Origin of the sequence: Bartonella sp. CL63NXGY, from assembly GCF_042194905.1 — a bacterium.
In the GTDB taxonomy this organism is placed as follows: Bacteria; Pseudomonadota; Alphaproteobacteria; order Rhizobiales; family Rhizobiaceae; genus Bartonella.
Map to the genome: position 1 here is coordinate 207,139 of NZ_JBHINK010000002.1, position 12,265 is coordinate 219,403.

The 12,265-nt window shown below is 37.0% G+C and carries 6 protein-coding genes and 1 pseudogene; 6 read left to right on the plus strand and 1 reads right to left on the minus strand.

The features are described 5' to 3' along the window. The first annotated feature begins 298 nt into the window (after positions 1-298). The 3 genes from ACFIK0_RS02005 to ACFIK0_RS02015 are packed head-to-tail and all read left to right on the plus strand — an operon-like array spanning position 299 to position 1,177. Complete coding sequence (locus ACFIK0_RS02005) at positions 299-745, plus strand: DNA polymerase III subunit chi (RefSeq protein WP_273791065.1); 447 nt, start codon at positions 299-301, stop codon at positions 743-745. Beyond that, positions 745-924, plus strand: coding sequence for a hypothetical protein (locus ACFIK0_RS02010; protein ID WP_375630745.1), 180 nt, complete (start codon positions 745-747; stop codon positions 922-924). Before ACFIK0_RS02005 ends, ACFIK0_RS02010 begins: the two co-directional genes overlap by 1 nt. Continuing rightward, the gene (locus ACFIK0_RS02015; RefSeq protein ID WP_375663411.1) at positions 914-1,177 is read left to right on the plus strand and encodes a hypothetical protein; all 264 of its coding nucleotides are present in this window, start codon (positions 914-916) and stop codon (positions 1,175-1,177) included. The genes ACFIK0_RS02010 and ACFIK0_RS02015 overlap by 11 nt, the downstream gene beginning before the upstream one ends. Here ACFIK0_RS02015 and ACFIK0_RS02020 read toward each other — a convergent pair. Beyond that, positions 1,174-2,463 carry an MFS transporter gene (locus ACFIK0_RS02020; protein WP_273791063.1) on the minus strand — a complete coding sequence of 430 codons (1,290 nt, stop codon included), beginning with the start codon at positions 2,461-2,463 and terminating at the stop codon, positions 1,174-1,176. The two genes, ACFIK0_RS02015 and ACFIK0_RS02020, sit on opposite strands and share 4 nt — an antisense overlap. 572 nt (positions 2,464-3,035) lie before the next feature. Between ACFIK0_RS02020 and bafA (ACFIK0_RS02025) the strand changes: the two genes are divergently transcribed. From bafA (ACFIK0_RS02025) to ACFIK0_RS02035, 3 genes and pseudogenes are all read left to right on the plus strand, one after another. Continuing rightward, a complete protein-coding gene (gene bafA / locus ACFIK0_RS02025; protein ID WP_375663401.1) occupies positions 3,036-8,546 on the plus strand; it encodes a BafA family autotransporter in 5,511 nt (1,836 codons plus the stop codon). A gap of 361 nt (positions 8,547-8,907) precedes the next feature. Continuing rightward, positions 8,908-11,472 (plus strand): BafA family autotransporter, encoded by a 2,565-nt coding sequence (gene bafA, locus ACFIK0_RS02030; RefSeq protein ID WP_375659944.1) that lies wholly within the window; start codon positions 8,908-8,910, stop codon positions 11,470-11,472. A 339-nt stretch (positions 11,473-11,811) separates the two neighbouring features. Beyond that, positions 11,812-12,045 (plus strand): annotated as a pseudogene (locus tag ACFIK0_RS02035) (Arm DNA-binding domain-containing protein); the annotation flags it as partial. Positions 12,046-12,265 lie beyond the last annotated feature (220 nt).

The following is a 12,265-nucleotide window of genomic DNA, read 5'->3' on the forward strand; positions in this document are numbered from 1 at the left end:
GGATATTTTTACCAAATAAATAATATAAAATTGCCTATGAGGTCCTCTTTAAATTTTCCGTACATTATATTTTATTTTCAACTATAGTCTACAAAGAATCTAGAAAATAACTTAAAAAACTTTTTTATTAACGTTGAAAATAAAAATTATTGTCTTTTAAAGACACGTGCAAAAAGATGATGCATCTCCATCAAAAAAGAGGGTTTATATCTTGAACCGTTTCCTTTGTATTAGAGATATAGAAGTTTTTTTAAAAAGATGTTAGCTTTTTTATAAAGAATGATGAAGGCTTAAGAGATTGGATATTTTATTCTATCATTTGACGCAGTCAACGCTGAAGGATATTTTGCCGACGCTTGTGGAGCGTGCATTGGCTCGTTTTGGTAAAGTAACAATACAATGTGTGAGTAAAGAACAACGCGATTCTATAGATATACATTTATGGGTTTATGCTGATGAATCATTTATTGGACATGGAACGGAGTGTGATCAATATTCAAACTTTCAGCCTGTATTTCTGACGACAGGACAAGAAAATCCGAATGATTCAAAGGTTCGTTTTCTCATAGAGGGAGCTGTTTGTTCGGATATTGATGCTTATCAACGGCTTGTCGTGATATTTGATGGTAGAAGTGAAGAGCAGTTGAATCTCGTTCGTGCACAGTGGAAAAAATATAAAATGGAAAATCATAATTTAACGTATTGGCAACAGACTGAAGATCGTCGCTGGGAAAAACAGGTTTAATGCGTCTCGTATCTATTGCTCTGATTTTTATAGGATTGCTGGGAATAGTAAATCCAGCACTTTTTATTACGGAAGGTTCAGGGGGAGGGCGTTGGGTTTTTATTGTGATTTTTCTTTTAGGCATGCTAAAGATATGGCCTATAATTAAAAAAACGAAACGCCATGATGATGATTATTGATCGAATTTTGCTTATTTTATGGGCTGTGATGTTGTCCTTCTTTTGCGTGTCGTGGTTGGGGACAACGCATATCTTATCAAAAATGTTTGCTGTTGCTTATATGAGTAATATTGCAGATTTTTTATTTTTCTTTTTGAGTGCATTTTTTGCGGGAATATTGTGGTGGAAAATACCTCAACCCCTGTCTTTAAAAACAAAACTGGCAGCATTTTTGCCGCCAGTCCTTATTTTATTCTTCGTTATTATATTTTAGTTGGATATTTCATCATCTGTAAATCCGACGAAGCAAATCAGTGAAATAAAAGAAGCAAGAAGCAAATAATAACCGATATAAGATGTATCGAAATGTTGCACCAGATATTCTGCAATATAAGGCGCGAGAGAAGCTCCTATGATAGCAGATAAATTGAAAGTGATAGAAGAACCGGTATATCGGATTGCTGTTGGGTATGGTGAAGCCAAAACAGCACCAAGAGGACTGTATATCATTCCCATGAGAGACAAACCAATAACAGACATTGCAAGGACTCCTATAACTCCAGAATTTAAGAAATAAGGAATTGCGAAAGAATAAATACCGGTGATGATTGTAATCCAAATCATCAAAGTTCTACGTCTAATACGGTCAGCGAGTTTTCCAGTGATGACAGTAAAAATCCCACAAAAAATAGCACCGACAATTTCGATTTGAAGAGCTTGATGAAATGGCAATTGCAGATGGTTTGTTGAATAGCTTAACAAATATGTAGTAACCAAGTAAAACAAAACAAAAGTTGCCATACCAGAAAATACTCCAAGAAATAGGATTCGTGGACATTTTAAAAAGACATCTATGATAGGAACTTTGACATGTTCTTTACTTTCAAGAGTTTTTTTGAATTGAACAGTTTCATTAATTGAAAGACGGACCCATAATCCTATAATCATAAAAACAACTGAAGCAATAAAAGGAATACGCCATCCCCAAGCTAAAAGTTCCGCACGATCAAGGAAATGCAACAGAGCTAAATAAACAGCAATAGATAAAAACAAACCTATTGAAACGCCTAATTGGGGGAACATCGCATACCAGCCGCGCTTTTCTGGAGGGGCATTTTCTGTTGCGAGTAAAACAGCGCCTCCCCATTCTCCTCCTAATCCCATTCCCTGTCCAATACGGCACAAGGTTAAGAGGAAAGGGGCAAACCACCCTGCTATTTCATAAGTAGGAAGAAAACCAATAATGACTGTTGAAAGACCCATTGTGAGAAGAGAAGCAATAAGTGTTGCTTTTCTTCCAATTTTATCCCCAAAATGTCCAAAAACAACTGATCCAAAAGGGCGGGCAAAAAAGGCTGCTCCAAATATGAGGAAAGATTGTAAAATGGCAGTCTGATCATTTTGTGTTGGAAAAAACACATGAGGAAATATAAGAGCTGCGGCAGTGCCAAAGACATAGAAATCGAAGAATTCAATTGTTGGTCCAATAAGGCTTGCAAATAAAATTCGACGAGGGGAGTTTCTGTTGCTTGTAGCTTTCATTTCTGAGTTTATAGACATGAATAGAATGTCCCTTTCAGTATATGACAAATCAAATAACGAGTTAACTGACTATAAGTATAGAAATTTCAAATCAGTGTCGAGTCAATATTATGACACTTCGTTATATATTAGAACAATGATTATGGACTGATGAGTATGAATAAGTGCTCTAGATATTATCCAAAATGAATAAAATAAAGACGCTGCTTTAAATGCTGTAGAAGATGGCAATAGGTGGCTATAAACGCAGCTCTCATTCACATTGCTGTTTCCTTTAAAGTTTAATGCCATTTTTATCTATTAAGGGATCAATCTTATTCGTAGATCAGTATTTAGTGTCTCAAAATATTAAAAATATTTTTTATGGATGCAATTGCAACACTTTTAAAGTGTATCTAAAATAAATTAAATCTTTTAGTTGTGTATGCATTTTAAAACACAAGGTGTATATTTCGTCTATCAGAGCTTAATCCATCGTATGCTTTGCTATCTTAAAAGACATGAGGTTGAGCAATTACGTTGTGTTGTTTTTGTCTATGCACTTTTTTCTAAATGGGGGAATTTAAATTTGAAATTATGGAGTGTGAATAATGCACCGCAAAATGAAATTAAGTTTTTATGCATTAATGACCAGTGGTTTTTTTGTCAAGATTGCGAGTGCAGATGGAGTAGCTACACCAAGAGAAAAGTTATTAACACCAGTAAGTATCAGTGAACATCTAGAAGAGACAAGAAAGTTGTTATCGGAAGTAAGGGGATTAAAAGAAAAAAAGGGGGGATCAAAAAGGATAGAGAATAAACAGAGAGCAGAAGGAAGTAATCCTTCAGAAGAGGGGAGGAAGAGATTAGAAAACCTATTCTTTGAAGTACTCACAAATTCAATAATTTATGATGATATTGCCGTTTATATTACTGACCGTGATTCTGAGGACTCTGGTAAAAAAGTAAATAGCTTTAATTATGAAGACGCTGGATATTCTATCAATAATACGGTTCAGGAGGGTGGAAAACTTTACATTGATGCAGCAAGTGTTAGCAGGGATACGACAATTGAGCATGGTGGGATTGAGTTTGTCCAAAACTTGAGCATTTCAGAATATGCCGCTGTTAAAAAAGGGGGTAAACAAATTGTTGAGAGTGGTGCAAATGCAGAAGGTACTAAAATTTATGGTGGCGAGCAAATTATTTTTGGTAAGGGAAGTCTTGGATCTGGTTTGTTGCGTAAAGATAAGGCAAGTAGTGCTTATAACACCGAAATTTATGCTGAAGATGGAATACTAGGACTACAAAGTGTCTATAGTGGGGGGATGGCTGTTGACACAAAGATTATGAGAGGAGGTGTCCAGAATCTTGATGGTGAAGAGAATTTTCATAACGGCTTCTCAGAAGATGCTGATACAGCCGATACAGAAGATGAAGATTTTACAATTAATGAGGGGGCTTTTGCACTGAGTAGCGAACTTTTTAAAAATGGTATGCAGAATATCTTTGCAGGAGGGAATGCGAGTGAAGTTACTTTATACGATAGAGCTATTCAGAATATATATGATTCTGGATATGCGGATAATCTAACTATTAATCATCAAGCAAGGTCATGGGGTTTTGCTGGTGCGATATTAGGTGAAAATACAAATGTTCATGATTTTGGTAGTCTTTATCTTTATGCTGGGAATGGTGAAGCTGTTACGGAAGTAGAAAATCTTAATTTAAATGGAGAAGATAGCAAACTATACATTATTGCGTCTGAAGATAACGGCAAAAAACCTGAGATTAATGTTAAGAATTTAAAAGGAAGTGGCAGAGTTATTTTTACGTCTTTAGGGACGAATAAGCTCTATTCTCAACTTAATATTGATGATCTTTCAGGTTCTTTACATTTCGATTTTAATGTCAATTTTGCCAAGCAGCTTAGTGATTATCTTGTGATTAAAAAAAGGGGCTCTGGTTCTCACACAATAAGTGTGGCTGATTCTGGGCGTGAAATTACAAATTCTTCTTACAAAAAGCTTAAATTAATTACTGATCGCAGCGGAAATGCCCATTTTACTCTGACAAACACTTTTGGTGAAAAAATCGGAACTGTTGATGCCGGAACCTATCGGTACAGTTTGAAACATAGAAACAATAAGGGTACTGGTAAAGTTTGGTACTTAGATGCAAACCACACCATTGATGAGACAACTTCTCAAGTTTTTGATAGTGTATTGAAACCATATACTGGTTCATCAAGTGATTTACTTACAGAACTCACAATTGATCAAGGAACAACTGTTTCTATTGCAGATCCTAGCTTTGACACGAGTAGCAAGGAAGTTGATAGCAATGGAGAAACTTCAATTAGTAATACAGTTAAAGATGGTGGAAAGCTTTCCGTTTATAGCGGTGGTTTTAGCTTGTATACGACAATTCAAAGAGGTGGCACTGAGCTTATTAAAACACAGGGTCTTTCACAGGATACTATTGTTCATAAAGGTGGGCAACAAAAGGTTGAAGATGGGGGAAAAGCTGAAGGGGTTAAAATTTACGGTGGTGAGCAGTTTGTTTCAGGAAAGTCTGATATCAAAGGTGCGATGGTAAGAAGCAGTGCCTATGACACTATCGTTTCTGGTGAGAATGGAGTGCGAGGATATCAGAATGTGTATGATGATGGAGAGGTTTTTAACACACAGATCATGGAAGGAGGGATACAAAATCTTTATGGAGAAGAGGATCTAAACGATTATAGCAGTTTTGCCTTTGATACGAAGGTCTTTTCTGGTGGAGAGCAACACATTTTAGCGGGGGGAATCGCGATTGGCGTTCTTTTACAAGGGAATGCTTTCCAAGCAATAGATTTAGGAGGCTATGTAAAGGATTTAATAATTAGAGATCAAGCACAATCGTGGTTACATTTTGGTGCAACATTAGAAGGAAGCACTATGATTCATGATTCTGGACGGATTTATCTTTATGCTGGTGCTGAGCGATCTCGTACTGAAGTAGAAAAAATTGTCTTAAATGGCAGAGATACAAAATTGTATGCGATTGCTTCCAAGATGGATGGTGAAAGTTCTTTGATTGAAAGTTTGAGTGGTAATGGCAGTGTTATTTTTACTTCTACCGTGTTTAATCCACATTACTCCAAACTTGAGATCAATGATCTTTCAGGGAGTTTACATTTTAGGTTGCATACTAATTTTGCAGAACAGCGCGGTGATTATCTTCTGATAAAACAAGGATCAGGTAATCACACCATAAGTGTTATCGATTCTGGTGTTGAAATGACCAATTCTTCTCTACAAGATCAGAATTTAGTTTTGGAGCTTGATTTAATTCATGTTCAAAGCGGAAATGCGCATTTTACTCTGACAGATTTTTCTGGTGAAGAGACGAGTACGATTGATGGTGGAGCCTACATGTATGGCTTAAAGACAAAAGATGATAATGGGGGAAAGACTTGGTCTTTGGCTACATCACAAATAACTTCTGCTCCTGTAATTCCTTCACCTCATGTGGAGTCGCCTATAGATAAGCTTCCTGAAAAAGAAGAAAATATGACATCGTCAAAAGATTTTAGTATCTCTGATGTAATTCATTACAGCATTGGGGAAGGAGGAGGAATTCTACAAAGCTCTTTGCTCGGTGATGATAACGTAGTTTATGTCTTTGATGATGGAGAGCAAGGTGTTCTTAAGAAGTCTATTAATAATACAATTCAGGGATCAGGAAGACTTTATGTTGAAGCTGGTGGTTTCAGTAAAAATACAACCATTGAAAATGGTGGTACTGAGATTGTAGGGGAACAGGGGGTCTCAGAATCTACGATTATTTACGAGGGTGGAAAACAAAAAGTGGAGGGGGGAGGCTCTGCATTGAGAGTTGAAATTTATGGTGGGGAGCAGCTTGTTTTCGGAAATGGTTATGTAAATGGTGGAATTGTGGGGAGCAGTGCTTATAACACGACACTTTATGGTCAAGGTGATACGCCGGGACAGCAGAATGTATATGATGATGGGATGGCTGTGGGAACAAAAGTGATGAGTGGAGGAGTACAAACTCTTGCTAAGTGGTTTCCTAATGATGATAACTCTGCAGAAAAAGCCGGCGGTTTAGCTGTAAATGCTGAAATCTTTTCAGAGGGTGTGCAGCGTGTTTTAGCAGGAGGTGAAGCAAATACAGTCATTTTACGCACTGGTGGTGTTCAAGAAGTCTATGCAGGTGGAATTGTAAAGAATCTAACGATTGAAGGTAATGCTAATTCATGGATTTCTCCTGGTGCAATATTAGGAGGAGAAATAAAAGTTCAGGATTTTGGTGGGCTCCATCTTGATGCTGGAGACGATGGTCAACAAACTATAGTAGAAAACATTGAATTAAATGGAGAAGACGCTCAATTATACTCCGTTGCTCGTGGGTTTGACGACAAAAGTACACGCATTCAGCAGTTAAGCGGTGTAGGAAAAGTCATTTTTACCTCTTTTGAAGATGATTTATATTACTCTCAGCTTTACATTGATAATCTAGCAGGGAGTCTACATTTTAACTTTAATGTTAGCCTTGCAGAAGAAAAAGGTGATTACCTCTTTATTGAGAATGGGAGTGGTTTTCATACAATAAGTGTCGTAGATTCTGGTATTGAAATTGTTGATCCTTCTTCAGCAGGACTTGATTTAATTTTTGATCAAAGTGGTGGCGCACATTTTACCCTGAGAAGCTTTTCTGGTGCAAATGTTAAAACTATTGATGGCGGAACCTATACGTATGGTTTAAAACAGAGAATTGATGAGGATGGGGGTGAAAAAGTTTGGTATTTATCTGCAGTATTTATTGATAATGTTTCATTTCTCAACAGTTTACCACGTAGTAGAAGCAGATCTGTGCGGCATTTAAATCAAAATCAATCAGTTTCTTCTCTTTCAACGATTGCAGCACCACAAGCACATGTTATTAAATTGCCACGTCGAAGAAAAAACCGCCAAAACTTGAGTCAAAGATCTCCAGCTTTTGTTTCTTCAACTGTTTCCTCTCTTGGAAGTCACGTTATTGAAGTCTCAGGTCCAGCGAGTTCTCATCCTCTTTCTGCTGAAGAGAAACAAACTGCTGTTTCAGAATCTTCTCACTCTTTAGCCGATCAGATGATTGTGCGTCCAGTTCATAAAGAACAGCCTTCTCCACAATTGAGTGAGACGCTTTCAGTTTCTCACTTTTTGACCACGCCCTCTACAGATGCGGTATTGTCTATGTCTGTAGCTCCAGCGATGGTGTTTCACAACGAAATGCAAACAGTGCGTGCGGGAAGAGGAATTCTAGATAAAAGTAAAAAGAATGCAGCTTTATGGACCTATGCGATTAAATCTAAAGAGAGTATTGCGACAGAGCATATAGATTTTAAGTTAGATCAGATAGGTATTGTTTTAGGGATCAATGGTTTAAGCGAGTGGGAAAATGGAGAATTTTATATAGGTGGTTTTGGCAGTTATGATCGTGTCCGTGTTGCGCATGCACGGGGGGGTATCAGTGGTATCAATACTTATGGTATTGGCGCTTATGTCACTTATTTGGATCATAGTGGATGGTATCTCGATGGTATTTTAAAATACAATCATTATCAAAATACTCTAAAGGCAGTTTCAACGAATGGTTTAGGGATTGAAGGAAGTTATAGGCAATGGGCGGTGGGCACCTCCTTTGAAGCAGGTTATCGACTTCAGACGTCAAAGAACAGTTGGTTGCAGCCTTATGGACAATTTACATGGTTGCAAGTTGAGGGTAAAGAAATCAAGTTATCGAATGACATGACAGGTGACATGCGTCCATTCACTTCATTACGCAGTGAGGTTGGCTTATCTTTAGGATATGAATTTGGTTCTCACATGGATTCCTCATCGCTTGCGTATATTACAGCAGCATGGTTACGTGAGAATAAAGATGACAATCAAACGTTAATTAATCAACGGCATTCATTTACCACGGACTTATCAGGGAATGCAGGTAAATTAGGAATAGGTTTAAGCAGTTTAGTGAGTGAGAAGTTAAAGTTATATGGTGAGGCCCATTATATTAAAGGGCGTAAAACAAAACAGTCCCTTCAGGGAATTATAGGTGTACGCTATAGTTTCTAAATATATGGTTATTTTTTAGTTATCTTTAAATATATGATTGTTTTTAAAGGTCTTTAATTAAAGGTTCAGAGAACAATTTTTCAGAGCATGCAGCTTCGTTGTTCATGATAAACTGTATACCCTTATATACTTGATTATGCATTACTTTTTATCTTTGATAAGAAAACTCCGAGAAAATGCTAAAGAAGCACTATAAGAGCGCTCTTATATTCTTGATCAAAAAAGTATTTAAAAACTATAAAGAGCGGTTTTTTATGAGATAAGGATGATTTTTAAGAAGGATTGTTGCAATCTAAGGTTGAAAATATATTTTGTAGAGCTAATTACGTTTAGTGTCTATGCAGGCGTGAAGGGGGAGGATATGGCTCTACAATATAAATGGAAACGACATTGTTGGATACTCATGTTGAGCAGCTGTTTTGTGCAAGCTGCTGCTGCAAATGAGGGGGGGACAGCACTTTTTTGTCAATCTTCAAGTTATGAAAATGATAAAGTATTTCAAGATCAATACAATGAGGATATGAAAACAGGCAGATGCATACTTGGAGCCTCTAATGATGTCATGGTAAGAACGCGCAATGAATTAGACTTTTTGAAAAAGCCTAGCGATTTTATCATGGATAAGGGTGCTAGAGTGTTTGCGAGTCAACAGGAACTTGACAGTAGTCATCGTGACAATGCTGGATATAATGCACAAGAACAAAATACTGCGTTTCTTAAAAAGCCTGAACTTATCTCCATTAAAGATGGGGCAATTTTAGAAAATTATATCCTTGATAATGAAGGTAAAGCATACATTTCAAATGATGGTGAGATTGATAGTCCAGGGCGATCCATTAATAACACTGTAAGGAATGGTGCAGAGCTTTATGTGTATGCAGGAGGACTCAGTGAGAATAGTAAAATTGAACATGGTGGAATTGAAAATGTTCAGGCTTTGAAGGGAAAACAAGGTTTTTCGAAAAATGCTGTTGTTGAAGAAGGCGGACACCAAAGTGTTGGAAATGGAGGAAAAGTAGAAGGGACTAAAATTTATGGTGGTGAGCAGCTTGTTTTCGGCGAGGGGGATATTGGAGGAGAGATTAAAGGGAGTAGTGCTTCTCATACTGTCATTTATGGTCAAGATGAAACACTAGGCCAACAAAAAGTATATGATGGCGGAAAAGTTTGGAATACGAAAGTTATGCGAGGGGGTGTCCAAGAGGTTGGAAAAAAGTCTCAAAGTGCAAAAAATGGTGGTTTTGCATTTGACACAGAAGTTTTTGGTGGTGGTAAACAACGTATCTTAAAAGGCGGTCAGGCTATTGGAGTCACTTTAAATGAGAGTGCTATTCAGGAAATATATACTGATGGATCTGTAAAGAATCTAACAATGAATGATCAAACAAAATCATGGGTGCATGCTGGAGCAACATTAGAAGGCAAGACACAGGTAAACCATTCTGGGCAGATCCATCTTTATGCTGGGAATGATCAACAACGCACCACAGTAGAAGATATTATTTTAAATGGAAAAGATACAAAACTGTACTCTGTTACTGATGAGTTTGATGGAAAAAGTTCTTTGATACAAAAATTAAGTGGTGAAGGGAGTGTTATTTTTTCGTTTACAGGTTCTGATCCATATTATTCTCAGCTTCATGTGAATAATCTTTCAGGAAATTTACATTTCGCGTTCAATACTACGATTGCCCATAACCGTGGTGATTATCTCTTGGTTGAGAAAGGCGCTGGGAAACATACAATAAGTGTTTCTGATTCTGGAGTTGAAATCACGGATCCTTTTTCAAATAAGCGTGATTTAATTACGGATCAAAGTGGTGGTGCGCATTTTACGCTGACAGATCTTAAGGGTGAAAAAATTAACGCCATTGATGGTGGAACTTATATGTATGATTTGAAAGAAAGAAAGGATGAAAATGGGAAAGTTTGGTTTTTATCGGCAGACCGCCTCAGTGGACCAGAGCCTTCTATGCCAGATCCGACAGATCCTTTTTTTCCTGGTGAAACATCAACAACCCCCTCTACAGATGCAGTGTTAACGTTGTCCGTAGTCCCTGGACTTATTTTTAATAATGAGTTGCAAGTTGTACGGAATGGTAGAAAAATTTGGGACAGAAATAAGAAAGATATCGAACTATGGACTTATGGGATTAAGAGCAGAGAACGTGTTGCGACAGGCCATACACACTTTAAGCTTGGGCAGACAGGTTTAGTCTTTGGTGCTGATCAGTTGAGTGAATTAAGGCATGGAGAGTTGTATGTTGGTGGTTTTGGGAGTTATGATCAAGCACGTGTTTCTCATGCACGAGGTGGTGATAGTGATTTGAGCTCTTATAGCATTGGAACTTACGCAACTTATTTTGATCATCGTGGATGGTATATGGATGGTGTTTTGAAATATAATTATTATCGAGATAATTTAAAAGCCATATCAACGAATGGTTTAGCTATTCAAAGTCATTACAATCAGTGGGCGATAGGTGGATCATTTGAGATTGGCTGTTATTTTGAACCGGCACAGAATACTTGGATGCAGCCTTATATCAAGCTAACAGGTTTGCAGGTTGAAGGTAAAAGAATAAAACTTTCCAATGAAATGATAGGTGATCTAAGCCCATTAAATTCATTCCGCAGTGAAGTTGGATTGACTGCAGGACATGAATTTTTTGTGAATTCAGAAACTTCATTAACAGCTTACATTATGGCAGCTTGGTTGCGTGAGAATATAAATAATAATTATACGACAATTAATAAGCAGTATAAATTTATTACAGATTTATCAGGCAGTGCGGGTAAATTGGGAATTGGTTTAAACGGTACGGTCAATGATAAACTAACACTTTATGCGGAAGCACATTATCTAAAAGGACATAAGATTAAGAATGCTCTTCAAGGTATTTTAGGATTACGCTATAGTTTCTAAATATGTGTGTACACGGCTGATTAATTTTACAAATGTAATTGTTTTGCAAGCTTAAACAGATAACGCCCGGCTATGTCTTTTCGAGAGTATAGGGACTTTCTCAAATAGTAGGAATGTCTTTATACTCTCTCTTTTAAAGGCAACATACTGAATTTATAATAATAATTCATTTCTATGCATGTTGAATGAGAGTCCCGAGTATCATAGGATTCTCTCATTCCAAATCTGTTTATGTTGAATCAATCAAAATTATTCGCCTAGCACATCACAAGCGGGATGAACATGTAGATAAAAACTATATAAGAAAAGAGTAAAAATGTTTCTTATGAATCTTCTCTAGTGTCAAGGGCTGTCACAACATTAGGATGGCAAAGTGTATGATGATATCGGCTCGCTTCTTCATAAGCGTAAAGATTGGGGGCTCAATGGCTTTACCGGTATACCATTCATGGATGACGTCGCGAAATGGGTTTGGGTGCGTTGAGAGATGTCTCTTTAAAACAAGCGCGTGAATGTACAATCCAATGGCGTTTTGTGTTCCGTGAAGGACGTGACCTCGTTAGGCACGAGCATTTTGTTCATCTAACTTCAAATATTGAAAATTATTCCTTGAACTCAAGTAAACAATTTGAATTTTATTAAGATTTTCAGCCGTAAGTTAGAACTTTCTAGTGGCTTTTATAGAAACACAACCTAAAGTTGTTTATATTAAAAAATACACTTAAAAAGTGTTTATAAACATAAATAAAACACATTACGATACAATCTAAGACGAGTTACCTACGTAGCCGTG